We start from the raw sequence: 22,660 nt of genomic DNA on the forward strand, positions 1-22,660 counted from the left end.
GCCCAGATGGAATAAAGACTCCCCTAGACTACGGTTCAACAGACTAAATGTTACTGATATGACGGTAACAGATGCTTTATTGTCTCGCTGTTTGCACGCTTGTTATCCGATTGCCCCAGATTAATCGTCACTTCTTTATTGCCAGCCCATCATGTTTCGCACCCTGCTCAAATCCAAAATCCACCGCGCCAGCGTCACCCACTGCGAACTGAACTACGAAGGCTCGTGCGCGATTGACGAAGACCTGCTGGACGCTGCCAACCTGGGCGAGAACGAGCAGGTGCATATCTGGAACATCAACAACGGCGAGCGCTTCATCACCTACGCCATCCGGGCCGAGCGCGGTAGCCGCATCATCTCGGTCAATGGCTCCGCGGCCCGCCGGGCCGCCGTGGGCGATCTCGTCATCATTGCAGCCTTTGCGCAGGTGCACGAAGAGTATGTCGCCGGCTTCCAGCCCAAGCTGGTGTTTGTCGACCCCGACAACCGAATCAAGGAAGAGCGCTCGACCATTCCGGTTCAGATGTCCTGAATCCACGCATCGCCCGTCACGCATCCCCGCGTGCCGCCCTGCCCGCCTGCACAAGCGCTGGCCTCCACCGTCTTTTAAACCGGAGCATCCATGGACAACACCTCGATGGTCCAGCGCAGCCTGCGGCATGTGTGGCACCCCTGCACGCAAATGAAGCTGCACGAATCGCAACCGCTGATTCCGGTTTCCAGGGCCGAAGGCGTGTGGCTCCACGACTTTGAAGGCCACCGCTACCTCGACGGCATCAGCTCCTGGTGGGTCAACCTGTTTGGCCATAACCACCCCCACATCCGGGCGGCGCTGATTGACCAGCTCGGCCGGCTCGATCACGTCATGCTGGCCGGCTTTACCCACGAGCCCGTGGTGGCGCTGTCTGAGAAGCTGGCGCAGCTGACCGGCCTGGGTCATGCCTTTTACGGCAGCGACGGCGCCTCGGCCACCGAGATCGCGCTGAAGATGAGCGCGCATTACTGGCGCAACACCGGCCGCCCCGGCAAATGCCGCTTTGTGGGACTGGCCGGCGGCTACCACGGCGAAACCGTGGGCGCGCTGGCCGTGACCGACATCGCCATTTTCCGCGAGGCCTACGCGCCGCTGGTGCGACTGGCCGCTACCGTGCCCAGCCCCGATGCCCGTACGGCCCATCCAGGCGAAAGCGCTGCGGACGTGGCAGACCGTGCTGTTGGCGCGCTGCAGGCCTGGCTCGATCAGCACCACGCGGAGACCGCGGCCCTCATCGTGGAGCCGCTGGTGCAGTGCGCCGCCGGCATGGCCATGCACGACGCCAGCTACCTGCGCGGGGTGCGCACGCTGTGCGACCGCTACGAGGTGCACCTGGTGGTGGACGAAATAGCCACCGGCTTTGGCCGCACCGGCACGATGTTTGCCCACCAGCAGGCTGGCATCCGGCCCGACTTCATCTGTGTGTCCAAAGGCCTGACCGGCGGTACCCTGCCGCTGTCGGCCGTGCTGACCACCGACACGGTCTACCAGGCCTTTTACGACGACGACGTGGCGCGCGGCTTTCTGCATTCGCACTCCTACACCGGCAACCCGCTGGCCTGCCGCGCCGCCCTGGCCACCCTGGAGCTGTTCGAACAAAACGATGTGCTGGCCGGCAATGTCGTGGTGGCGAGCAATCTGACCGCAGCCTTCGCGCCATTGACCGCCCATCCGCGTGTCCAGAACGCCAGGCAGCTCGGCATGATCTGGGCCTGGGACGTAGCCGGTGCGCTGCCCGGCTTTTCGCGCCGCTACTACCAGCACGCGCTGGCGCAGGGTGTGCTGCTGCGGCCGATTGGCAACACGATTTACGCCATGCCGCCCTATGTGATGGACGAGGAAAGCTCCGGTTTTCTGGCACGCGGCGCGCTGGCGGCCCTGCAGGCCACGCTGGCCGAAGAAGCTGCGCATGGCTGAGCGTCCGAAAATTTCCTTTTTCGTGACCGGCACCGATACCGGCGTGGGCAAGACCCTGGTCAGTGCGGCGCTGCTGCATGCGCTGGCCGCGCACTACCCGCGCGTGGTCGGCATGAAGCCGGTGGCAGCAGGCACCACCTTGATGGACGGCCTGCAAGTCAACGACGACGTGCAGGCCCTGCGCGCCGCCTCCAGCTGCCGCGTACCCCCCGAGCTGGACAACCCCGTGCTGCTGCCCGACGCGGTGTCGCCGCACATTGCCGCCACGCGCGCCGGCGTTCGCATCGCCATCGCCCATATCGTGGCCTGCCACCGCCAATTACTGCAACTGGCCGACGCCGTGGTGGTGGAAGGCGCGGGCGGCTTCATGGTGCCGCTGTCGGATACGGAAACCGGCGCCGATCTGGCGCAGGCGCTGGGCTTGCCGGTGGTGCTGGTGGTGGGCCTGCGCCTGGGCTGCCTCAACCACGCGCTGCTGACGGCCGCCGCCATTCGCGCGCGCGGCCTCACGCTGGCGGGCTGGGTGGCCAACCACATCGACCCCAACATGCTCGCGCAAGACGACAACATCGCCTTTTTACAGCACCAGCTGGCCGCACCGCTGCTGGCCAGCATTGCGTACCAGTCGCAGCCCGATCCCACAACCCTGAACCTGAAACTTCCCCTGGCATGGCAATCAACACCCCACTGACGAATTCCTGGCTCGATGAATTTCCGGCGCGCATTGCCGAGCTGGACCGCACGCATTTGCGCCGCCGGCGTCGCGTCGTCGTGCCTGAAGATGGCGCCCACCTGCAGGTTGACGGGCAGCGCATGCTGGCGTTTTGCAGCAACGATTACCTGGGCCTGGCCAGCCACCCCGCGCTGGTGCAAGCCGCCTGCGATGGTGCCCGCGCTTTTGGCGTGGGTGCGGCGGCCTCGCCACTGGTGAGCGGCCACAGCGCCGCCAACGAGGCGCTGGAAGCGGCACTGGCCCGTTTTGTCGGCCAGCCGCGCGCCCTGTACTTTTACGCCGGTTATGCCACCAACATCGGCATCGTGCCCGCGCTGGTGGGCAAGGGCGATGCGATTTTTTCAGACGCGCTGAACCACGCCTGCCTGATTGACGGCGCAAGGCTGTCAAGCGCACAGATTCACCGCTACCCGCATGCCGACCTGGCCGCACTGGAGCAGGAACTCATCAGCAGCCCGGCGCGGCGCAAGCTCGTCATCAGTGACGCCGTGTTCAGCATGGACGGCGATGTGGCCGATGTGCACGCGCTGCTGGCACTGTGCGAGCGCCATGACGCCCTGCTGCTGCTCGACGACGCACACGGTTTTGGCGTGCTGGGCCCGCAGGGGCGGGGTTGCCTGGCCCACGTTGGCCTGTCTGGTGAGAATGCTTCACCGCGCGTGCTCTACATGGCCACGCTGGGCAAGGCCGCGGGCGTGGCCGGGGCGTTTGTGGCGGGCAGTGAGGCACTGGTTGAATGGCTGCTGCAAAAAACCCGCAGTTACATTTTTGCCACCGCCGCCCCTGCCTTGCTGGCCACCGCCTTGCAAACCAGCCTGCAACTGATTGAGCAGGACGAGTGGCGGCGCGAGCACCTGCAGCGCCTCATTGCCCGCTTGAGGAGCGGCCTGGCTCAAGGCCTGCAAGGCAGCTCATGGCTGCTCGGCGAGTCACCCACCGCGATTCAGCCCGTGGTGATTGGCCCCAACGACGCGGCGCTGGCCGTGATGGAAGGCCTGCGCACACGCGGCCTGTGGGTGCCCGCCATCCGCCCGCCCACCGTGGCCGAGGGCACGGCCCGTTTGCGCATTGCCCTGTCGGCCGCACACACCGAGGCCGACATTGACCGGCTGGTGCAGGCCCTGACAGAGCTGGCCAGGCCTGGCGCCACGTGAGAAATCCGGCGGGCGTCAGGGCTGGGTAAAATCAGCCGTGAAAGATGACGACCCCCAGTCGCCCTGCACAGCGCGTTTGCTCATGCACCCGAACAAACAGACGCGCTCAGACACGCTGCATCACCTTCATGACAGTGCCTCAGTGAACACTTTCAGCACTTTCATCCATTCAGGAGCCCCACGTTCATGTCCTCTGTCTTGACCCAACCTCTCGCCTTCCACCCGCCCCGCCCCGCCGTCCAGCCAAGGGAACACGGCCGCTGGAGCGTTGACGAGATTGAAGCACTATTCAACCTGCCGTTTCCTGAACTGATGCACCGCGCGCAAACGGTGCACCGCGAGAACTTCGACCCCACACGGGTTGAATTCGCCACGCTGCTCTCGGTGAAAACCGGCGGCTGCGCCGAAGACTGCGGCTACTGCCCGCAGGCCGCTCGCTATGACACCGGCGTGGAAGCCAGCAAGCTGATGGAACCCGCCGAAGTGCTGGCTGCCGCCCAGCGTGCACAGGCCGCCGGCGCCACGCGTTTCTGCATGGGTGCGGCCTGGCGTTCGCCCAAGGACCGCGACATTGAAAAAGTGGCCGAGCTGGTGCGCACCGTCAAGGCCCTGGGCCTGGAGACCTGCGCCACGCTGGGCATGCTGGAAGACGGCCACGCGCAGACACTGCAAAGCGCGGGCCTCGACTACTACAACCACAACCTCGACAGCGCGCCCGATTTTTACGGCGACATCATCACCACGCGCGACTACCAGGACCGGCTGGACACACTGGCACGCGTGCGCAGCGCCGGCGTGAAAGTCTGCTGCGGCGGCATTGTGGGCATGGGCGAAACCCGCCGCCAGCGCGCCGGCCTGGTGGCCGAACTGGCCAACCTCACGCCCTACCCCGAATCGGTCCCCATCAACAACCTGGTGAAGGTTGAAGGCACGCCGCTGGCGAACCAGGCGGACCTGGATCCGTTTGAATTTGTGCGCACCATTGCCGTGGCCCGCATCACCATGCCCACGGCGCGCGTGCGCCTGTCGGCGGGCCGGCAGCAAATGGGGGACGGCGTGCAGGCGCTGTGTTTCCTGGCCGGCGCCAATTCAATCTTCTACGGCGACAAGCTGCTGACCACCGGCAACCCCGACACCGAGGCCGACGTGAAGCTGCTCGAACGCCTGGGCATGAGCCGCTCGGCGCCGGATGTTCGCTGAGCGGGCTGGTCAGGCCCCTCTAAAACGGTAGTGAAAAAGCACGGGCAAGCTCGTTAGACTCTCGCTAACTTTGGACTGAACCATGACCCCAGCGAAGAACGTTTCTGCCTCGCCCCCGGCCACGCCTTATGGCACGCTGCCGCCCGCCGCCACGCCCTCGGCGCGCAAGCCGCTGAGCCTGCCGCGCCTGCGCGAAATGCATGCGCAAGGCGAAAAAATCACCATGCTGACCGCCTACGACGCAACCTTCGCGGCCGTGGCCGACGCGGCCGGCGTGGAATGCATCCTGGTCGGCGACTCGCTAGGCATGGTCTGCCAGGGCCTGACGAGCACCGTGGGCGTGACGCTGGAAACCATGCGCCACCACACCGAGTGCGTGGCCAACGGCCTGCGCCGCTCGCACGCCACGGCCTGGCTGATCGGTGACCTGCCCTTTGGCACGTACCACGAGTCGAAAGAGCAGGCCCTGCGCAGCGCCGTGGTGCTGATGCAGGCCGGCGCGCACATGGTGAAGCTCGAAGGCGGCGGCTGGACGGCCGATACCGTGCGCTTTCTGGTCGAGCGCGGCATTCCCGTCTGCGCCCACCTGGGCCTGACACCGCAAACCGTGCATGCACTGGGCGGTTACCGCGTGCAGGGCAAGACCGATGAGGCCGCCGCCACGCTCAAGCGCGAGGCCCATGAGCTACAGGATGCCGGGGCCGCCATGCTGGTGCTGGAGATGGTGCCTGCGGCTTTGTCAGCCGCGCTCACCCAGACACTGACGCACTGCCCCACCATCGGGATTGGTGCGGGCAACGGCACGTCGGGCCAGGTGCTGGTGCTGCATGACATGCTGGGCATGAACCTGGGCAAGATGCCCAAATTTGTACGCAACTTCATGGACGGGGCACCCAGCGTGCGCGGCGCCATGGAAGCCTTTGTCCACGCCGTGAAAGACGGCAGCTTCCCGGTCAACGCCACCCACGCGTGGTAATTCAGGTTCCGTCAAAAACAAGCAGCCGAGGAGACCTCATGCACATCGTTCACACCATCGCCGAACTGCGCGAAAAACTCGGGCCCTTCCAACGCCCGGCCTTTGTGCCCACCATGGGCAACCTGCATGACGGCCATATCGCGCTGGTCAGGCAGGCCAAGCCGCTGGGCGACGTGACGGTGTCCAGCATTTTTGTGAATCGCCTGCAGTTTGCGCCACATGAGGATTTCGACAGCTACCCGCGCACGCTGGACACCGATGCCCAGCGCCTGGAAGCCGCGGGCTGCGATGTGCTGTTTGCACCGCGCGAGAAAGAGCTGTACCCCGAGCCGCAAACCTACAAGATACACCCCGCCACGGACCTGAGCGACATCCTCGAAGGGCACTTTCGCCCCGGCTTCTTCATCGGCGTCAGCACGGTGGTGCTCAAGCTCTTTTCGTGCGTCTATGCCGGCATGCCCTCGGGCGTTGCCGCTTTCGGCAAAAAAGACTACCAGCAGGTGCTGGTGGTGCGCCGCATGGTGCAGCAGTTTGCCCTGCCGATCGAGATTCTGGCCGGTGAAACCCAGCGTGCCGCAGACGGGCTGGCGCTGTCATCGCGCAACGGCTACCTGAGCCCCGACGAGCGCACTGAAGCCGCGCAACTCTTCAAGGCCCTGAAAGCGCTCGGCGATGCCGCCCGGGCCACGCCAACGCCCGACCTGCCCGCGCTGGAAGCCCAGGCCATGCAGGCGCTGGCACGCCGCGGCTGGAAACCCGACTACCTGACCGTGCGCCGCCGCACCGACCTGCTGCCACCGCAGGGGCTGCTGGCTTCAGAGCCGCTGGTGGTATTGGGCGCGGCCAAACTGGGCAACACCCGGCTGATTGACAACCTGGAAATCTGAGCGGGCCGAAACCAGCAACGGAGTGGCGGCGTATCGATATCCGGCAAGTAGCTTCGTCGCAGCACCCGCTCTTATCAAGCGCCTAATCCTGCGGGCTATCGTCGGAGTCAGCAGGCTGTTCCGGGGACGGCTCCGCAGGCTGCCCAAGCCGGCCAGCGAGCCATTGGTAGCCCTTCCACGCCAGCAGGGCCGAGCCCGCACCCAACAGCCCATATCGCAGCAAAGGCAGCAAGGGCCGGCGTGCGCCTGACAGCGCCAGCGTCAGCAGCGAGCTGACCAGGGGTGCGCGCTTAAGCAGCCCCAGTGCCAGAGGCAGGCCTTTGGCCAGGGCCAAGCCTGGCACACCGCCGATTTTGAAAAAAGTCGCCCTCTGCCGTGCTGCGTCTACAGCGCCGACCATCTCGGCGCGCTCCGTCGCGGCGCGCATCAGCAACAGCTGCTTTCTCAGTTCCCGTTGGGTGGTAGCGTTGGTGGCTGCGTCGTTCATGGCGTAACCCTCATGGTGCAGCTTCGCGCTGCGCGCTGGGTGCCAGGGCAGCTTCCAAGGCCTCACGGTCTTGCGCCATTTCAGCCAGTGTTGCCTGCAAAAAAGGCGGGCGCGTCGCCAGCGCACGCTGGATGCGCCACCAGAACCAGCCGCCGAAGCCGAGGTAGCTCGCCGCAAAGAACGCCAGCACCGCCACACGCTGCGCCGCGTCAACGGCCAGCACCACCATCAGCGTGAACATCAGCACGCCGACCAGGCCAAAAACCAGCAGGCCCAGCATGCTCAACAACAAACCGATCAGCCGCTGCAGCTCTTCTTCCAGTTCCACACCCGCCAAAGCCATGCGCGTATGCGCCATGCGCAGCATCGTGATGAGCAGCTGGCGCAGCGACGCGAAGAGGCGCGGCGGCTGGTCCACATCGAGGGCGTCTGCGCTTTGGGGCTTGGGCCGGGGAGTGTTCATGGTGGCGTCAGTCGTTCAAGAGCTGCAGCAGCTTGCCATGAACCGGCTGGCTGGCGGGTTGACTCATCAGACGGCAGCGGTGCTTACTTGCGGTTGACCAGCAAGCCGATCAAAAACCCGGCCGCAGCGGCGATACCAACGGCCCTCCAGGGGTGGGCATGGACATAGTCGTCGGTGAGCTTGGCCGCCTCTTTGCTCTTGAGCAGCGCCGCTTCCTGCAGCCCGGTCAGTTTTTCGGTGGCCAGCCTGAGCTTGCCGGCCGCTTTCTCACGCAGGGCCACGGCGGTTTCGCCGGTGGTCGCAGCCGCTGACTTGAGCAGGTCCTCCACGTCAGCGAGTACCACTTTCATGTCGGTGATCAGCTTGTCTTTGTTGGTGTTCTCCATGGAATGCTCCCAGGTGTTGTTGGTGAAAATCAGGCGCAGCGTGAACGGTTTTCAGTTTAGCCCAATCCAAAAGGACAAAAGGACGCAGCCCATGAATCGGTTCGGAACCCGTCTGCCGGAGTGGGTCAGGTTACCCGGGATTGGTGGCCAGGTCAAAAAGCGGCCTGCCACACAAACCGCCGGAGCGCCCGGTTCACACCGACATCCGCTCTGTTTTTGATAGCGATTTGTCCCCATACTGATTGGGCTAGTGACCTGTTGTCCTTGAAAAATAGCGCGCCAAACCCGAGCAAGCCACTCGGGTGGCCGTCAACTGCTTCTGCCGTTCAGGTATAAGTATTCCCGGCATCAGCAGCACTTTTCAGGAGTTCCATCATGGCCATTCCGCACGCCCAGTCGGGGCAGCTCATTGACGTTCGTCCCCTCGCCGAAAATCTCCCGGAAGCGCAAACCATCGCACTGTTCAAGAGCGAGGGCCTTGAAGTCATGTGGCTGGTCGTGCCCGCCGGCAAGACCGTGCCTTCGCACCACGTCCAGGGTGAAATCACGCTGCAGTGCCTGGAAGGCGAGGTCAAGTTCACGGCGGGTGGGAAAACCCAGACCATGAAGGCGGGCCAGCTGCTCTGGCTGGCGGGCGGTGTAGAGCACGGCTTGACGGCCGTGCGGGACGCGTCGCTGCTGGGAACCCTGGTTTTGCGCAACAAATAAGACAGGGCGCATCGCGGGCGGCAACCGTACGGCAGCCCGCGCTCGACCAAAGCGGGCGTTATTGCAACCGACTCAATAACGGATCAGGGGTGGGCTCAGGCCAGCTCGGTCGTCGGTCCGCGCCCCATCAGGGCGGCGACCGCTTCAGCCGGCCGAAGCTTGCCATCCAGCAGCGCCACCACGCCTTGCGCAATCGGCATGTCGACGCCCAGGCCTGCGGCGCGCTGCACCACGGTGCGGGCACAGTAAACCCCCTCGGCCACATGGCCCAGCGACTTGACCGCTTCGGTCAGCGTTTTACCCTGCGCCAGCAGCAGCCCCACCTTGCGGTTGCGGCTGAGATCGCCCGTGGCCGTCAGCACCAGGTCGCCCAGGCCTGAGAGGCCGGTAAAGGTTTCGGCACGGGCGCCCAGGGCCACGCCCAGCCGCGTCATTTCGGCGAGCCCGCGCGTGATCAAAGCCGCCCGGGCGTTCAGCCCCAGCTGCAAGCCGTCACACAGGCCAGTGGCGATGGCCAGCACATTCTTGACAGCGCCGCCGACCTCCACACCCACGATATCGTCACTGGCGTAAATGCGCAGCGAGGCGCCATGAAACGCGGCAACCAGTGCATCGCGCACCTCGGCATGCTCGCTGGCCGCGACCAGCGCGGTCGGCTGGCCGCGCGCCACCTCGAGCGCGAAACTCGGGCCGCTGAGCACGCCCGCTCTCAAATTGACGGCTATCTGCGCCCGTATTTCATGGACCAACAGGCCAAACGGTGAAATTGAAGAAGAGGATGAAGAGGAGGCTGGGGAGGCGGCAGACCGGGACTCCACGGCCACCGGCGCCTCAAAACCCTTGCTCAGCCAGACCACCGGCACGCTGACCTGTTGCAGCCTTTGCAGCATGCCGCGCGCCGCGGAAACCGGCGTGGCCAGGATGATCAGGTCCTGCCCGCTGACGGCCTCGGCCAACGATGCATCCCCACCGCCTTGCAGCAGCAGGTTGCCGGGCAGGGTGACGCCGGGCAGGTAGCGAGTGTTGGCGCGTTCAGCCTGCATGGCCTGGACCAGCGCCGCGTCGCGCGCCCATAGCGTGACCTGATGCCGGGGCGCGCCGGAACCCGCCGCTTCCACAGCGCCTGCCGCATTGACGGCCATTGCCGTACCCCATGCGCCAGCGCCGATGACGACTATTTTCATGTCCGGATGAGCGGAAAAGGGCGGGCGGCGGTTCAGCCGGCCCTCAAACGATGATTTGGGGTGCGGACGGCGCGGCGGCCTCGGCCTGCTGCTGCTCGTACATGGCCTGGAAATTGATTTCAGCCATGTGCACGGGCGGAAAGCCGCCGCGCTGGATCACGTCGGCCACGTTGCTGCGCAGGTAGGGGTAAACAATTTGCGGGCAGGCAATGCCCAGGATGGCGCCGAGCTGGTCGGTGTGCATGTTGCGGATTTCAAAAATACCCGCCTGCTTGGCCTCGACCAGAAAGACCGTCTTGTCGGCAATCTTGGTGTGCACGGTGGCGGTCACGGTGACTTCAAACAAGCCATCAGCCACCGGCTTGGCATCCACGCCCAGCTGGATGTCGACGCCAGGCTGCTCCTGGTTCAGCAGAATTTCAGGCGAATTGGGCTGCTCCAGCGACACGTCCTTCAGGTAAACGCGCTGGATCTGGAATACGGGATCAAGGTTGGCTTCTGCCATGGTGCTCTTTCGGGTGCTTGGATAAATCGGAAGATGGGGACCTGCCCGCAGGGGGCAGACAACGGGGCATTATCTCAGGAAGAAATAAAGCCCCACGCTCGGCACTTGCGTGTCCTCGCTGCCCCCCGAGGGGGCGGATTTTTCTGGGGCTCGACCGACCGGCTCAAACGTCAAACGCCGCCGCCGTTGAGCAACGGCATCAGGCCACCCCGTCCGTCGAGGGCCACCAGCTCGTCACAACCGCCGACATGGGTGTCGCCAATGAAGATCTGCGGCACCGTACGCCGGCCGGTGATGTCCATCATTTTCTGGCGCTCGCCAGGCAGCATGTCCACACGAATCTCATCGAGTTCGGCCACGCCACGTTGTTTGAGCAGCTGTTTGGCGTGAATGCAATAGGGGCAGGTGGCCGTGGTGTAGATCTTGACGGGTTGCATGGGTTCTCTGGGTCGTGCGGACCGCGCTCGCAAGGCGCAGCCATGGGAAATGGGTGGAAACCTGGGTCAAAACCCGACCACGGCCCTCTCCGGCGGCGGCGGGGCAATGAGCCGGTTCAGGCTTTCTCGAGCGGAAGGTTAGCGTCTTTCCAGGCTTTGAGCCCGCCACCCAGGGATTGAGCCTGCTCGTACCCGAGCTTTTTGGCAACGGCGACGGCACGGCCAGCACGCGCACCGCTGGAGCACACCAGGATCAGCGGCAGGGCCTTGTTTTTCACGACGCCGGGCAGCTTGCTCTCCAGTTCGCTGAAAGGCACGTTTTTGGCGCCGCCAACATGACCGGCCGCAAACTCGTCCGCCTCGCTCACATCCACCACCACCGCTTTTTCACGGTTGATCAGTTGCACGGCGCCACTGGCGCTCAGCGCGCCGGCATTCATGGCACCCGAAATCATGGGCCAAACCAGCATGCCGCCCGAGGCGAGTGCTACCGAAATCAGCATCCAGTTATCGATCAGAAATTTCACTTGCTACCCTTTGTGTGTTTTTCACCAAACCAGTGATTTTAGAATGGAGGCCGGCAATTGCCTGCCAACCGCTCTTTTGCCCCTGTTTACGTCTCCCCTCCTCACCCACCCCCTACTGCCACACCATGTACAAACTCGTGCTCATCCGCCATGGCGAATCCACCTGGAACCTTGAAAACCGGTTTACCGGCTGGACTGATGTCGACCTGACGGAAACAGGCATCACGCAAGCCAAGGACGCCGGAAAACTGCTCAAAAGCGAGGGCTATGAGTTTGACGTGGCCTATACCAGCGTGCTCAAGCGTGCAACCCGCACCCTCTGGCATGTGCTGGACGAGATGGACCGGACCTGGCTGCCGGTCGTGAACAGCTGGCGCCTGAACGAGCGGCATTACGGTGCGCTGCAGGGGCTGAACAAGGCCGAGACCGCCAAAAAATATGGCGAAGAGCAGGTGCTGATCTGGCGCCGCAGCTACGACACCCCGCCCCCGCCGCTGGATGCCGAAGACGAGCGCAGCGAACGCGGCGACCCCCGTTATGCCAAATTGCCGCCCGAGCAGGTGCCGCTGACGGAGTGCCTGAAAGACACCGTGGCGCGGGTATTGCCCTTCTGGAATGAATCCATGGCGCCTGCCATCAAGGCCGGCAAACGCGTTGTGGTGGCGGCTCACGGCAACTCGATACGCGCGCTGGTGAAGTACCTGGACAACATCTCGGACAACGACATCGTCGGGCTCAACATCCCCAATGGCATTCCGCTGGTTTATGAGCTGGACGACCAGCTCAAGCCGCTGCGCCACTACTACCTGGGCGACAGCGAAGCGGTAGCCAAAGCTGCTGCGGCCGTGGCAGCGCAAGGCAAGGGCTGATCAGACTTCATGTAAAAGTCCGGTAAAAGCTGGCAAAAACCGCACATTTTTGCCGTTTTTGCCAGCTTGGCGACTGCGCAACATGGAACTGCTGAATGGGGCTTTTCTCCAAGGTGTATATTGCTTCTGGTACGCAGGAGCAAGGGTTCCTCAAGGCTTATTAAGGTAGTTTTATGGGTCAGAAGCTCAAAATCGCAGGCTGGATTTCAATTGGCGCGGTCGCAGGCGCCCTCACCACGGTGCAACTGCAGGCCGTTGCACGCGGTGGCCTCTCCCCTTTGCCACTGGAAGAGCTACAACAGCTGGCGGCCGTGTTTGGCATGGTCAAAACCGATTATGTGGAGCCGGTTGACGAGAAAAAGCTCATCACCGACGCCATTTCGGGCATGGTGGCCAGCCTGGATCCGCACTCCGTTTATTTCGACAAAAAGTCGTACAAGGAGTTTCGCGAGGGCACCTCGGGGCGCTTTGTGGGTGTCGGCATCGAGATCAGCCAGGAAGACGGTCTGGTCAAGGTGGTTTCCCCGATTGAAGGCTCACCCGCCGATCGCGCGGGCCTCAAACCCAACGACCTGATCACCCGGATCGATGACACGGCCGTGAAGGGCCTGTCACTCAACGACGCGGTCAAGAAAATGCGCGGCGAGCCCAAGACCAAGGTGCTGCTGACCATTTTCCGCAAGGATGAAAACCGGACATTCCCCGTCACCATCACGCGCGAGGAAATCCGTACCCAGTCAGTGCGCAGCAAGGTCATTGAGCCCGGCTACGCCTGGATCCGGCTGAGCCAGTTCCAGGAACGTACGGTGGACGATTTTGTGACCAAGCTGGAACAGATTTACAAGCAGGAGCCCAACCTCAAAGGCTTGGTGCTGGACCTGCGCAACGACCCCGGTGGCTTGCTGGATGCAGCTGTTGCGGTGTCGGCCGCCTTCCTGCCAGAGAACGTCACGGTGGTGTCCACCAACGGCCAGCTGGCGGAAAGCAAGTTCACCTACAAGGCGGCCCCGGAGTTTTACCAGCGCCGCAGCGGGGCTGATCCCCTGAAGCGCCTCCCCGCAGCCATCAAGAAGGTGCCGCTGGTGGTGCTCGTCAATGAGGGTTCTGCTTCCGCCAGCGAGATTGTGGCGGGCGCCCTCCAGGATTACAAACGCGCCACCATCATGGGTAACCAGACCTTCGGCAAGGGCTCGGTCCAGACCGTGCGCCCGCTGGGCCCCGACACCGGCATCAAGCTCACCACGGCCCGTTACTACACCCCCAGCGGCAAGTCCATCCAGGCGCGCGGCATCGTTCCCGACGTGCTGGTGGACGACACCGCCGAAGGCAGCCCGTTTGCCGCGCTGCGCACACGCGAAGCTGACCTGGAGAAGCACCTCAACAGCGGCCAGGGCTCCGAAGTCAAGGACGCCAGCCGGGAAAAAGCCCGCGAGGAAGCCTTGAAGCGACTGGAAGAAGAAGCCAAGAAGACGCCAGAGCAGCGCCGCCCGCCTGAACTGGGCAGCGACAAGGACTTCCAGCTGGCACAGGCCATCAATCAGCTCAAGGGCCGGCCGGTACTGGTCAGCAAGACGGCGGTGGTCGAGCCCAAAAACGAGAAGAAAGAAAACTAGGCCGCCTGTAGGCCGGTAACGATCAGGTCGCGTGCTCCACTCCACCTGATCGGATCTACCCGTGCGCTGCCCTGCGCCGACGCGGGTACGGACCGGCTTATGCCCCCTCCCCCATGAACGACGAACAGCTGCTCCGCTATTCCCGGCACATCCTGCTCGACGAACTGGGTATTGAGGGCCAGGAAAAGCTGCTGTCCGCACGCGTGCTGATTGTGGGCGCGGGCGGACTGGGTTCTCCGGTGGCCCTGTACCTCGGCAGTGCCGGCGTGGGCCACATCACCGTGGTCGACCATGACCGCGTGGATGCCACCAACCTGCAGCGGCAGATTGCCCACAACCTGGCCCGCATTGGTACGTTCAAGGCGGAGTCCGTGGTGCAGTCCGTGGCAGCCATCAACCCGGATGTCCAGGTCATCCCGGTCACGCAGCGGGCCGAGGGCGCGCTGCTTGACGAACTGGTCCGGGAGGCTGACCTGGTTCTCGACTGCACCGACAACTTTGCCACCCGCCATGCCATCAACCGTGCGTGTGTCAGGCACAGCAAGCCTCTGGTCTCCGGCGCGGCTATACGCTTTGACGGGCAGGTGTCGGTCTATGACCCGCGGAGCGCGCAGTCACCCTGCTATGCCTGCGTGTTTCCGGAGTCGGATCTATTCGAGGAAACCCGCTGCGCCACCATGGGTGTGTTTGCACCCCTGGTCGGCATCGTAGGCACCGTGCAGGCCGCCGAAGCCTTGAAGCTGCTCTGCGGCGTCGGGCAGCCACTGACCGGGCGGCTGCTGATGCTGGATGGCCGAACCATGGAGTGGAGCGAAATGAAACTGGCGCGAAACATCGCCTGCACAGTCTGTGGTGCCTCCGCTCCCACGCCTGCGCCCACTACCACTGATTGAGCCGGGGGCCTCGATAACCGGTCCCTGCGCCCAGGGTCACCCTCCACTCACCGGGTGGCCGTCGCAGCAGGTCTGGAGCCCCCATTGGGCTTGGCGGCCTGTGCCAGAACCTCGCTGCAATCGGCATCCTGACCGGGGCCTGTTTCAATCGTGGCAGCCAGCGCGAGCAGCGGGTTGATGGCGCCCAGCACCAGGGCGATGCCGGCGCGACCGGCCAGCGCACCCTTGTCCGGCCCGGCCGACGGTGATGCAAAGGTCCCACCAATCCGCAGCGGCGACCTGAGGCTCAGAATGCTGCGGTCCTTGGGCGCCGGTTCCAGGATGATGTCCAGCGTTTCATCGGCCAGGCTCACCCGGCCGCGGCCATTGATCACCGTGTCGGTCGTATCCAGCACGATGGCCCGGCTGGTCATCAAGCCCTGGTTCACGTCAAAGGCGGCCGCAGCGCAGCGCAATTGCACATTGCGATCGCCGCGCACCAGGAACTTGATGACCTCCCCGCCATCGAGCCCCAGGAATTCGAGCAGTATGTTGCTGATCTGTCCTTTGCCCATGAGAACGGCGACATCCCCCGATGCGGACCCGAGGACTTGCGCCACAGAGGCCCCTCGACCCTGGAAGTTGAACTGTCCGCTGATCTTTCCAAAACTGCTCCTGGTTGTCTCCACTTTGGGAAACAGCTGATTCAACTGCACCGCACGCACATCCAGCCGGGCAGTGAACGCCGCAGGCGCGATGTTGGAATCAACCTTGAGGCTTCCGGCGAGCGACCCACCGGCCACGCCCAGCGAAAAAGGACTCAACTGCAAGACGCCCGCATTCAATTTGATGTGGGCGCCGCCCTTGTCCAGCGGGAGCGCCTGTACATGCCGGATATTCGCCGCCGAGTAGGTCACGTCGGCATTCATGGCCTGAAGTCTGGCCAGGCTCAGGATGGTCGCGGGCAATACCTTGCGTGAAGACGCTGTGGTCCGGCCCGGCTGCTCTGCGCCGGCTTCCGCTTTGGTTTCTGCTTTGGCTTTGGCTTTGGCTTCGGCCGCTTTGCTGGCAGCAGGCGTTGCCCCAATCATTGGCCCCAGATCCTCAAAGTCCAGCAGTTTTGACTGTAGGTTGCCGGTCAAAACGGGCACCGCTGCAGACTGGTCAAAACTGAGAGCACCGCTGAGGTCAGAGTTGCCCAATACACCCTGAATCCGGCTGGCAGTCCAGACCTTGCCATGCTTGGCCAGCTTGCCGCGCACCTTGTAGGGCGGCGTGGAAGGCAGCACGACACCCGCCAATTTATACAACTCTTCGAGATTGCGGCCCTGCAGATCGAATGTGACGTCCATGCCTCCAAAGTCCGCGAGGTTGACAATCGAGCCTTGGGCTTTCAGGCCGGTTTTTCCGGCCAGGACATTGATCTCGATGGGGAAAGGCGCTTGCGCTTTCTCGCGCAACTGCAGCACGCCGCCTGTGCGGCCACTGGCGCTAAAGACCTCATTTTTCCATTTGCCGGCAGCGTTATAGCTCAAGGGGAGCTGCCCGGCCGACTCCGGAGAGAGGGAAAATGTGGCAGCTATGTCGGCGCCCTGCGCCGCAGCGCGGTATTTCAGCGTGCCCCGGTCAACCAGCAAGGACCCGATGACAGGCACGGCGCTTTCATCGGACGTGTCGCGCGAAAGCGCCCAGGTGCGCCGGCCGTCCGGTTCGATCTGCAGGCCGATTTGCGGCTCGGTCAGTGCAATCCGGGGCAGTTCGACCTTGCCAAACAGCAGCGGCCACAGCTTGATGTCAAATTCGGCAACGCTGGCCTTGAGCAAGTAGGGCTCACTGGCCCATTCAGGGTTGGCGACTTCCACGCCATCGGCCCTGACGGTGGCGGCTCGTCCCAGACGAACAGCGAGATGCTGGGTAATCTCGAAGCGGCGCCCCAGCTGGTCCGATACATGACGATTGATCGGCCCGCGCAAAACATCCCACGGAAAGAAAAGCACCACCAGTACCAGAGCAACGAACAGGGCCGCAAGGCCCGCAAGCGATCTGCGAAAAACGGCGGAGTGAAGCAACGATTTGGTCATGTATCCCGGTGGGTTTCAGGCCCGCCCAAACACCCTGTCCCCGCATTGGCCAACACGGCATCGATGCGGAACCGCGCAATTGGCCTGGAGTTGGCGTCGGAAAGGCTTCATGCGCATCTTCAGGGCAGAGCCTTCACTATCGATGAGCAAGCCGGCCCAGACAGTCGGCCAGTGCGATGAAAAGCTGTGGGTGGGTACCTACAGTCTCTAAAAGATAACGAAAAGCGGGGAAGTAGGAAACATCCTACATGTGCTGAACAGAGTCACTGGCAGAATGGCCTCCGAGGCAACGATACATTAGGAAACACGGCGTGTTCACACTCTTGAGGGCTTCGTCAATTTTCCGCGAACCGTGTCGCCCCACCTGGACCTGATCAGTGAGACTGAAAACCTACATCGTCGAAGACAACCCCACTATTCGGGAAAACCTGATCGGCACCCTTGAAGAACTCGCCTGCGTCCGTGCTGTGGGAACCGCAGAAACCGAAAATGAAGGGAAAGCCTGGCTCGTTGACAACAGTGACCAATGGGACCTGGCCATCGTCGATTTGTTTTTGAAGCAGGGGAGTGGCTTGGGTGTGCTGGCAGCTTGCCGCAATCGCCAGCCGGGACAGAAAGTGGTGGTGCTCAGCAATTACGCCACGACCGACATCCGGCACCGGTGTGCGCAGTTGGGCGTCGACGCGGTGTTTGACAAGTCCAACGAAATTGACGCGCTGGTGGACTATTGCCTCCAGCAGAGCGGCAGTACCGTTTGAAGTCAGTCAATCAACTTGTTCTTGAGCGCGTAGTAGGTGAGATCGCTGTTCGACGCCAGACTCATTTTTTCCATCACGCGGGTTCTGTAGGTGCTGACGGTTTTCACGCTCAGCGAAAGCGCCTTTGCAATATCGCCGGCCGTTTCCCCCTTGGCCAATTTCAGAAACACCTGAAATTCCCGTTCCGACAGTTGCTCGTGGGAGGCGACGTCGTGGGGCCGGTTCAATTGTTGCGCCAGCAGTTCTGCCACCGCCGGCGTGATGTAGCGCTTGCCAAGCGAAATGACGCGGATGGCATCCACAATTTCCGACGGATCGCATTCCTTGTTGAGGTAGCCACTGGCTCCCTGGCGAATCAGGTTGACCGCGTAGTGCTCCTCGGGGTAGCCGCTCAGGATCAGAATGCCAACGTCGGGGGCTTTGGCGCGGATCATGGCCAGCGCATCGATGCCGCTCTGGCCCGGCATGGACAAATCCATGACCAAGATGTCCAGCTCGACATTGCGAACCAGGTCAATCGCCTCGCGGCCGCTGGCGGCCTCACCGACGACACGCAGATCCACCTGGTCCGAGAAAAACTGCTTGAGTCCCGAACGCACAATGGCATGGTCATCAACAATTCCAATTTTAATCATGTCGCTGTCTTTCCATAAAGCCCGCGCGAGCAGGCAACGCAATCAACGCAATGAAAAAGATGGCCGGGCCGGACATCCGCATTGGCCTTAGTACCCATTATTGACGAATTATTCCCCGAAGTATCCAACGGAGCCAGCCGTGAAAAAATTCTCAATCCCGAAAATGGCCATCAGCCTGCCCCTGGCAGTGCTGGCCGCCGCCATCCTCATTTTCATCAATGAGGCGAGTTTTCACGAATCCACGGCGGCGGCGGCCAGCATCGAGGAGGCGCAGCAAACCCGTGAAGCCATCAACCAATTGCTGCAGCGCATGCTGGATGCAGAAACCGGCTCACGAGGCTACCTGCTGACGGGCGACCCGCGCTATCTGGAGCCCTACAACAGCGCCACGGCCGATATCAGCCAGAACCTGGATGTTCTGCGTCAGCTGTTCATCCCCTACCAGAACGAACTCACGGAATTCGGCGTCATGTCCCGGCATATTGCGCGCAAACTGGCCGAGATGGACCTGAGCGTGCGCATGCGCAAGGAAGGCAATGAAGATGCCTGGAAATTTGTCCTGACCACGGATGTCGGCAAGGAGCACATGGAGGCGATTCGTGCGCAATCGTCCAAACTGGCCGCCAGCAGCATCCGCAAGATGGAACTGGGCCAGGTCCAAATCAAGAAAACACTGCAGCTGTCGCGCATCGGCGTGGCCGCCATGGCGCTGGCGGGGCTGCTGGCTTTTTACATGTACCTGCTGCAAACCAAGGCCCTGCTCGCATCAGGCCGGCGCGAACAGGAATCCCTGCAGCGTGAGCGTGACCTGCTGGAGACGCAGGTACGGGAGCGCACGGCCACCCTGGCAGAACTGGCCACCCATTTGCAGAATGTGCGTGAGGATGAGCGGGGCCACCTGGCTCGGGAGCTGCACGACGAACTGGGGGCGCTTCTGACAGCCGCCAAGCTGGATGTCGCCAGGCTGCGGTCACGACTGGCGGGCAACCTGCCGGAAGCAGCAGAACGCCTGGAGCACCTGACCAGCACGCTGAACAGCGGTATTGCCCTGAAGCGCCGCATTGTTGAAGATTTGCGGCCCTCCTCGCTGTCCCATCTGGGTCTGGTGGCCTCCCTGGAGATTCTGGCGCGGGAATTCGAGGAGCGATCCGGCCTGTCCATCACCACCGACCTGGAGCCAGTGGAACTTGGCGGCTCGGCCCAGCTGACGGTGTACCGGCTGGTGCAGGAGTCGCTGACCAACATTGCCAAATATGCCGCGGCCAGCCAGGCCGAGATCAGCCTTCACAATTTCGACAGGTACATCTCCGTGGAGGTCAAGGACAACGGCAAAGGTTTCCGGGTGGAAAACGTGGGGCCCACCAGCCACGGCCTGGCGGGCATGCGCCATCGCGTGGAGGCCGCCGGCGGTCGCCTGACGGTCACCAGCGCCGAGGGAAGTGGCGCGCGAATTTCTGCCGTGCTGCCCAAGACGTTCTGACCCCGGGGGCCGTGCGCATCGCGCCCAACAGTAACAAACTGTCAGCCCCCTCCTACAGTGCCTCCCCCTTGGAACTGACAGGGGTACCCGTTCACAGCCGATGAGGAAAAACCACCATCCTCTTTAACCTTGCTGCAGGGCGTTTCAAAGTTTCGACAACGAAACACTGCCCAACCCAGCTACGCAAGGAGATTGAGATGCTGCACTATTCCGTTGTTTTTTTGGTGATCGCGCTGATCGCCGCCATCTTTGGCTTCGGCGGTATCGCGGCAGGTGCCGTTGAGATTGCCAAGATTCTCTTTTTCATCTTCGCCATCATGGCTGTGGTGAGCTTTGTGATCGGCCTGATCAGGAAGAACTAGCACTAACGACGCGCCCTGTGGCGGTACCTGTCCCGGCACCTGTGCCGGTTCCGTTACCGCGTAAATCAGGACGCGAATTCTCCCCTCTTCACGGACCCCACTTGCATGCCGCCCTTTCCCCCAACCTCCGAAATCTCAACTCATGAAGGACCTGAAATGACCCCCAATACCCCCTCTTCCCCCACTGGCCGCGACACCATGCCCGGCGTGCGCCAGGCCTCCGATGAGCTGCTGGCCAATGCCGTCAAGGCTGTGGAGTCGACAAGGGAACATGCGAACGATGCGCTGGACAAGGCAGAAAACAAGGTGCGCGAATTGCGCGGTAGCGTGGACCCCGTTGTGGACATGCTCGCATCCAAGGCTCAAAGGCTGGCCCGTCAGAGCCTGGACCTGGCGTCCGAGGCCAAAGAGCGTGCCCAGCAATCGTTCTCCCGCGCTGCAGGTGTCACGACGCGGTATGTATCCGAGCAACCGATGCGTTCTATCCTCATTGCTGCGGCAGTCGGTGCAGCTGTGGCCCTGCTGATTTCCTCTTCACGCCATCGGAACGAACGGCGCTATTGAAAAGGCGTCATTGAGGTCACTACTGCGTGACGCCAGCGCTTACCAACCCACACCACCATCATGCTGCACCCACTTTTTTCAACCCTGATCCAAAGGCCTGACCTCATCGTGGATCATGTCTCGGCGTATGCCGCGCTGTTTCACCAGGAAGCCTCCAGCGCCGGCTCCGAGTTGCTGGTCCGGGCTGTGAACTGGGTGCTGGCAGTGCTGTTGGCCGCGGTTTTTCTGGGACTGGCGGGCGTGGCGTTGATGCTGGGGTTGATGCAGAACCACTTCCATTGGGTGCTGGTTGCCGTGCCTGGCTTCGTGCTGGTATTGCTGCTCATTGCCATCGTCCGCGCCAAAAAACCACTCCAGAGCGAACGCTTTCCCGAATTGAAGGCGCAGATCGACACCGACGCGCGCGCGTTGCGCATGGTCGCCTGAGACGCCTGAGACCCTTCCGCCATGCCCACCGTCACAGCCCCCACACCGCAAGAACGCCTCGCGGCCAGCCGCCAGGCGCTCGTCAGGCACATGACGCGCGACGGCCAATCTTCACAATCTTCAGACGGGCGAAACGAGCGTCCGTTCGATGAAACCGATGAGACCCGCGCAAGTGCGAGGGGGACGTGGGCAGTGGCCAAGGGGGCGATGCGGGCCTGGTGGCGCCATCATCCCGGAAGTGCCGCTTTTGATCTGGCCCGGCCGGTGATTGGCAAATTTGCGCAGGAGCAACCCTTCAAACTCCTGGGCATCGCCGCAGGCATCGGCGCTGCCGCCGTGGTGCTGCGTCCCTGGCGCCTGGTTTCACTGGGTGGCGTGTTGCTGGCAACCCTCAAGGCGTCCCAGCTTTCAAGTGTCCTGCTGTCCATGCTGTCCGGCTCCGGGCAAGACGCAGAACCCCGGGAAAGCCATCATGAATAAGCTCGACTTTTCACCACCGCCGGGGATGGCCTGGGGCTTTCGGGCCCATGGCCACCAAGACGCTGTGCAGACCGACGAATCCAGAGACGGTCGCAGAAGACCCCCATGATTACCGCTGGTCGATTGGCGTGGTGCGGCTGATCGGCAGGCTTTTTAACTCAGCACCGGTTCATTCAACAACTGAAGAGGAAAATAATATGAAATACGCTCGCGCAATTGCATTCGCGGCCCTGGCCGGCATCACCGTCATTGGCAGCGGCTGCGCCGTTGGGCGTGGCCAGGAGACGGCCGGAGCCTACATTGACGATGCGGCCATCACGACCGCGGTGAAGGCCAAGTTCGTGGGGGACAAGACCGTCTCAGCCATGTCCATCAGCGTTGAAACGCTCAATGGCACGGTTCAGCTGTCCGGCTTTGCCAAAACAACCGCCGAAAAAGCCCAGGCTGAAGATCTTGCCCGTGGCGTGAAGAACGTCAAGGCCGTTCGCAACGACATCGTCGTTCGTCCCTGACCGGTACCCGCCGCCTTCAGGTTTCTGGAGGCGGTGAGCACTGTAAAGGGTCAACCGAAGGCAGACGGTGGAGTTTTCATCGTCTGCTTTTTCCGCCTGCTTCCACCTGCTTCCATCTGCGCCTGGCCGGTGGAGGTCATGCGGCAGCGTTTCCCCGTTAACCCGAATGGCACTTACTTTGGCAGGTTGGCCTTCGGCGACGTGCGTAAGTGCTTGAAAGCAAAGGGAGATGGCTGACCAAAGGGTCGATAGGATGGTTGTTTACGAAGCACCCAAACCATCTTCCCAAAGGCCAGCCACCATGGATCGTAATGCCCAAAGCGTCTTGCATCAACGTTGCAGCAGCATTGGACGCCGGGCGAGATCGACCCAGGCGGTGGAATTCTTCAACGTTCTGACGAGTCCGGAGT

At 62.7% G+C, this 22,660-nt stretch carries 27 protein-coding genes; 18 read left to right on the top strand and 9 right to left on the bottom strand.

Going from position 1 to position 22,660, the window contains the following annotated elements:
• The first annotated feature begins 151 nt into the window (after positions 1-151).
• The 7 genes from panD (at position 152) to panC (ending at position 6,901) form a co-directional block, all read left to right on the top strand.
• Positions 152-532: an aspartate 1-decarboxylase gene (gene panD / locus AC1DS5_RS19580; protein WP_477719920.1), complete on the top strand. Its 381-nt coding sequence runs from the start codon at positions 152-154 to the stop codon at positions 530-532.
• A gap of 90 nt (positions 533-622) precedes the next feature.
• Positions 623-1,951 (top strand): adenosylmethionine--8-amino-7-oxononanoate transaminase, encoded by a 1,329-nt coding sequence (locus AC1DS5_RS19585; protein ID WP_477719921.1) that lies wholly within the window; start codon positions 623-625, stop codon positions 1,949-1,951.
• Positions 1,944-2,642, top strand: coding sequence for a dethiobiotin synthase (gene bioD, locus AC1DS5_RS19590; RefSeq protein ID WP_477719922.1), 699 nt, complete (start codon positions 1,944-1,946; stop codon positions 2,640-2,642). The genes AC1DS5_RS19585 and bioD overlap by 8 nt, the downstream gene beginning before the upstream one ends.
• Positions 2,621-3,838, top strand: a complete 1,218-nt coding sequence (bioF, locus tag AC1DS5_RS19595) for an 8-amino-7-oxononanoate synthase (protein WP_477719923.1) — start codon at positions 2,621-2,623, stop codon at positions 3,836-3,838. The genes bioD and bioF overlap by 22 nt, the downstream gene beginning before the upstream one ends.
• A 186-nt stretch (positions 3,839-4,024) precedes the next feature.
• Positions 4,025-5,038 carry a biotin synthase BioB gene (gene bioB, locus AC1DS5_RS19600; protein WP_477719924.1) on the top strand — a complete coding sequence of 338 codons (1,014 nt, stop codon included), beginning with the start codon at positions 4,025-4,027 and terminating at the stop codon, positions 5,036-5,038.
• An 82-nt stretch (positions 5,039-5,120) separates the two neighbouring features.
• The gene (gene panB / locus AC1DS5_RS19605; RefSeq protein WP_477719925.1) at positions 5,121-6,014 is read left to right on the top strand and encodes a 3-methyl-2-oxobutanoate hydroxymethyltransferase; all 894 of its coding nucleotides are present in this window, start codon (positions 5,121-5,123) and stop codon (positions 6,012-6,014) included.
• A 38-nt stretch (positions 6,015-6,052) separates the two neighbouring features.
• Positions 6,053-6,901, top strand: a complete 849-nt coding sequence (gene panC / locus AC1DS5_RS19610) for a pantoate--beta-alanine ligase (protein ID WP_477719926.1) — start codon at positions 6,053-6,055, stop codon at positions 6,899-6,901.
• Between the two features lie 82 nt (positions 6,902-6,983).
• Here the strand turns inward: panC and AC1DS5_RS19615 are convergent, their stop codons facing one another.
• The 3 genes from AC1DS5_RS19615 to AC1DS5_RS19625 all read right to left on the bottom strand — a co-directional run bounded on the left by AC1DS5_RS19615 (position 6,984) and on the right by AC1DS5_RS19625 (position 8,237).
• Entirely contained in the window at positions 6,984-7,388 is a 405-nt protein-coding gene (locus AC1DS5_RS19615; RefSeq protein WP_477719927.1) for a hypothetical protein, read from the bottom strand.
• 10 nt (positions 7,389-7,398) lie between these two features.
• Positions 7,399-7,851, bottom strand: a complete 453-nt coding sequence (locus AC1DS5_RS19620; RefSeq protein WP_477719928.1) for a phage holin family protein — start codon at positions 7,849-7,851, stop codon at positions 7,399-7,401.
• A gap of 83 nt (positions 7,852-7,934) precedes the next feature.
• A complete protein-coding gene (locus tag AC1DS5_RS19625; protein ID WP_477719929.1) occupies positions 7,935-8,237 on the bottom strand; it encodes an ElaB/YgaM/YqjD family protein in 303 nt (100 codons plus the stop codon).
• Positions 8,238-8,612: 375 nt separating this feature from the next.
• Between AC1DS5_RS19625 and AC1DS5_RS19630 the strand changes: the two genes are divergently transcribed.
• A complete protein-coding gene (locus tag AC1DS5_RS19630) occupies positions 8,613-8,945 on the top strand; it encodes a cupin domain-containing protein (protein ID WP_477719930.1) in 333 nt (110 codons plus the stop codon).
• 95 nt (positions 8,946-9,040) lie between these two features.
• On the opposite strand, the gene AC1DS5_RS19635 is transcribed toward AC1DS5_RS19630, so the two are convergent.
• From AC1DS5_RS19635 to AC1DS5_RS19650, 4 genes are all read right to left on the bottom strand, one after another.
• Positions 9,041-10,129, bottom strand: coding sequence for an NAD(P)H-dependent glycerol-3-phosphate dehydrogenase (locus AC1DS5_RS19635; protein WP_477719931.1), 1,089 nt, complete (start codon positions 10,127-10,129; stop codon positions 9,041-9,043).
• Between the two features lie 43 nt (positions 10,130-10,172).
• Complete coding sequence (gene secB / locus AC1DS5_RS19640) at positions 10,173-10,634, bottom strand: protein-export chaperone SecB (protein ID WP_477719932.1); 462 nt, start codon at positions 10,632-10,634, stop codon at positions 10,173-10,175.
• A 170-nt stretch (positions 10,635-10,804) separates the two neighbouring features.
• Positions 10,805-11,071 (bottom strand): glutaredoxin 3, encoded by a 267-nt coding sequence (grxC, locus tag AC1DS5_RS19645; protein WP_477719933.1) that lies wholly within the window; start codon positions 11,069-11,071, stop codon positions 10,805-10,807.
• Positions 11,072-11,187: 116 nt separating this feature from the next.
• Entirely contained in the window at positions 11,188-11,598 is a 411-nt protein-coding gene (locus AC1DS5_RS19650; RefSeq protein ID WP_477719934.1) for a rhodanese-like domain-containing protein, read from the bottom strand.
• Positions 11,599-11,723: 125 nt separating this feature from the next.
• Here AC1DS5_RS19650 and gpmA point away from each other — a divergent pair, with 125 nt between their 5' ends.
• The 3 genes from gpmA (at position 11,724) to AC1DS5_RS19665 (ending at position 14,973) form a co-directional block, all read left to right on the top strand.
• A complete protein-coding gene (gpmA, locus tag AC1DS5_RS19655) occupies positions 11,724-12,467 on the top strand; it encodes a 2,3-diphosphoglycerate-dependent phosphoglycerate mutase (protein ID WP_477719935.1) in 744 nt (247 codons plus the stop codon).
• A gap of 173 nt (positions 12,468-12,640) precedes the next feature.
• The gene (locus AC1DS5_RS19660) at positions 12,641-14,080 is read left to right on the top strand and encodes a S41 family peptidase (RefSeq protein WP_477719936.1); all 1,440 of its coding nucleotides are present in this window, start codon (positions 12,641-12,643) and stop codon (positions 14,078-14,080) included.
• A 113-nt stretch (positions 14,081-14,193) separates the two neighbouring features.
• Positions 14,194-14,973 carry a HesA/MoeB/ThiF family protein gene (locus AC1DS5_RS19665; protein ID WP_477719937.1) on the top strand — a complete coding sequence of 260 codons (780 nt, stop codon included), beginning with the start codon at positions 14,194-14,196 and terminating at the stop codon, positions 14,971-14,973.
• A 47-nt stretch (positions 14,974-15,020) separates the two neighbouring features.
• Here the strand turns inward: AC1DS5_RS19665 and AC1DS5_RS19670 are convergent, their stop codons facing one another.
• Positions 15,021-17,033: an AsmA family protein gene (locus AC1DS5_RS19670; RefSeq protein ID WP_477719938.1), complete on the bottom strand. Its 2,013-nt coding sequence runs from the start codon at positions 17,031-17,033 to the stop codon at positions 15,021-15,023.
• A 377-nt stretch (positions 17,034-17,410) separates the two neighbouring features.
• On the opposite strand from AC1DS5_RS19670, the gene AC1DS5_RS19675 reads away from it, so the two are divergent.
• Positions 17,411-17,791, top strand: coding sequence for a response regulator (locus AC1DS5_RS19675; RefSeq protein WP_477719939.1), 381 nt, complete (start codon positions 17,411-17,413; stop codon positions 17,789-17,791).
• Positions 17,792-17,793: 2 nt separating this feature from the next.
• On the opposite strand, the gene AC1DS5_RS19680 is transcribed toward AC1DS5_RS19675, so the two are convergent.
• Positions 17,794-18,426 carry a response regulator gene (locus AC1DS5_RS19680; RefSeq protein ID WP_011481839.1) on the bottom strand — a complete coding sequence of 211 codons (633 nt, stop codon included), beginning with the start codon at positions 18,424-18,426 and terminating at the stop codon, positions 17,794-17,796.
• Positions 18,427-18,565: 139 nt separating this feature from the next.
• Here AC1DS5_RS19680 and AC1DS5_RS19685 point away from each other — a divergent pair, with 139 nt between their 5' ends.
• The 6 genes from AC1DS5_RS19685 to AC1DS5_RS19710 all read left to right on the top strand — a co-directional run bounded on the left by AC1DS5_RS19685 (position 18,566) and on the right by AC1DS5_RS19710 (position 22,250).
• Positions 18,566-19,906, top strand: a complete 1,341-nt coding sequence (locus AC1DS5_RS19685; RefSeq protein WP_477719940.1) for a sensor histidine kinase — start codon at positions 18,566-18,568, stop codon at positions 19,904-19,906.
• Between the two features lie 197 nt (positions 19,907-20,103).
• Positions 20,104-20,268: a DUF1328 domain-containing protein gene (locus AC1DS5_RS19690; RefSeq protein WP_477719941.1), complete on the top strand. Its 165-nt coding sequence runs from the start codon at positions 20,104-20,106 to the stop codon at positions 20,266-20,268.
• 156 nt (positions 20,269-20,424) lie between these two features.
• Positions 20,425-20,832, top strand: a complete 408-nt coding sequence (locus AC1DS5_RS19695; protein ID WP_477719942.1) for a glycine zipper domain-containing protein — start codon at positions 20,425-20,427, stop codon at positions 20,830-20,832.
• A gap of 60 nt (positions 20,833-20,892) precedes the next feature.
• Positions 20,893-21,258, top strand: coding sequence for a hypothetical protein (locus tag AC1DS5_RS19700; protein WP_477719943.1), 366 nt, complete (start codon positions 20,893-20,895; stop codon positions 21,256-21,258).
• A gap of 21 nt (positions 21,259-21,279) precedes the next feature.
• Positions 21,280-21,738: a hypothetical protein gene (locus AC1DS5_RS19705; RefSeq protein WP_477719944.1), complete on the top strand. Its 459-nt coding sequence runs from the start codon at positions 21,280-21,282 to the stop codon at positions 21,736-21,738.
• A gap of 197 nt (positions 21,739-21,935) precedes the next feature.
• The gene (locus AC1DS5_RS19710) at positions 21,936-22,250 is read left to right on the top strand and encodes a BON domain-containing protein (RefSeq protein ID WP_477719948.1); all 315 of its coding nucleotides are present in this window, start codon (positions 21,936-21,938) and stop codon (positions 22,248-22,250) included.
• Positions 22,251-22,660: the final 410 nt, after the last annotated feature.

It is taken from the genome of Polaromonas sp. P4_H1 (genome assembly GCF_056400945.1).

Bases quoted from the DNA above. Each gene is read 5' to 3' on its own strand.
- panD (WP_477719920.1), top strand. From the start codon at position 152: ATGTTTCGCACCCTGCTCAAATCCAAAATCCACCGCGCCAGCGTCACC.
- AC1DS5_RS19585 (WP_477719921.1), top strand. From the start codon at position 623: ATGGACAACACCTCGATGGTCCAGCGCAGCCTGCGGCATGTGTGGCAC.
- bioD (WP_477719922.1), top strand. From the start codon at position 1,944: ATGGCTGAGCGTCCGAAAATTTCCTTTTTCGTGACCGGCACCGATACC.
- bioF (WP_477719923.1), top strand. From the start codon at position 2,621: ATGGCAATCAACACCCCACTGACGAATTCCTGGCTCGATGAATTTCCG.
- bioB (WP_477719924.1), top strand. From the start codon at position 4,025: ATGTCCTCTGTCTTGACCCAACCTCTCGCCTTCCACCCGCCCCGCCCC.
- panB (WP_477719925.1), top strand. From the start codon at position 5,121: ATGACCCCAGCGAAGAACGTTTCTGCCTCGCCCCCGGCCACGCCTTAT.
- panC (WP_477719926.1), top strand. From the start codon at position 6,053: ATGCACATCGTTCACACCATCGCCGAACTGCGCGAAAAACTCGGGCCC.
- AC1DS5_RS19615 (WP_477719927.1), bottom strand. From the start codon at position 7,388: ATGAACGACGCAGCCACCAACGCTACCACCCAACGGGAACTGAGAAAG.
- AC1DS5_RS19620 (WP_477719928.1), bottom strand. From the start codon at position 7,851: ATGAACACTCCCCGGCCCAAGCCCCAAAGCGCAGACGCCCTCGATGTG.
- AC1DS5_RS19625 (WP_477719929.1), bottom strand. From the start codon at position 8,237: ATGGAGAACACCAACAAAGACAAGCTGATCACCGACATGAAAGTGGTA.
- AC1DS5_RS19630 (WP_477719930.1), top strand. From the start codon at position 8,613: ATGGCCATTCCGCACGCCCAGTCGGGGCAGCTCATTGACGTTCGTCCC.
- AC1DS5_RS19635 (WP_477719931.1), bottom strand. From the start codon at position 10,129: ATGAAAATAGTCGTCATCGGCGCTGGCGCATGGGGTACGGCAATGGCC.
- secB (WP_477719932.1), bottom strand. From the start codon at position 10,634: ATGGCAGAAGCCAACCTTGATCCCGTATTCCAGATCCAGCGCGTTTAC.
- grxC (WP_477719933.1), bottom strand. From the start codon at position 11,071: ATGCAACCCGTCAAGATCTACACCACGGCCACCTGCCCCTATTGCATT.
- gpmA (WP_477719935.1), top strand. From the start codon at position 11,724: ATGTACAAACTCGTGCTCATCCGCCATGGCGAATCCACCTGGAACCTT.
- AC1DS5_RS19660 (WP_477719936.1), top strand. From the start codon at position 12,641: ATGGGTCAGAAGCTCAAAATCGCAGGCTGGATTTCAATTGGCGCGGTC.
- AC1DS5_RS19665 (WP_477719937.1), top strand. From the start codon at position 14,194: ATGAACGACGAACAGCTGCTCCGCTATTCCCGGCACATCCTGCTCGAC.
- AC1DS5_RS19670 (WP_477719938.1), bottom strand. From the start codon at position 17,033: ATGACCAAATCGTTGCTTCACTCCGCCGTTTTTCGCAGATCGCTTGCG.
- AC1DS5_RS19680 (WP_011481839.1), bottom strand. From the start codon at position 18,426: ATGATTAAAATTGGAATTGTTGATGACCATGCCATTGTGCGTTCGGGA.
- AC1DS5_RS19690 (WP_477719941.1), top strand. From the start codon at position 20,104: ATGCTGCACTATTCCGTTGTTTTTTTGGTGATCGCGCTGATCGCCGCC.
- AC1DS5_RS19695 (WP_477719942.1), top strand. From the start codon at position 20,425: ATGACCCCCAATACCCCCTCTTCCCCCACTGGCCGCGACACCATGCCC.
- AC1DS5_RS19700 (WP_477719943.1), top strand. From the start codon at position 20,893: ATGCTGCACCCACTTTTTTCAACCCTGATCCAAAGGCCTGACCTCATC.
- AC1DS5_RS19705 (WP_477719944.1), top strand. From the start codon at position 21,280: ATGCCCACCGTCACAGCCCCCACACCGCAAGAACGCCTCGCGGCCAGC.
- AC1DS5_RS19710 (WP_477719948.1), top strand. From the start codon at position 21,936: ATGAAATACGCTCGCGCAATTGCATTCGCGGCCCTGGCCGGCATCACC.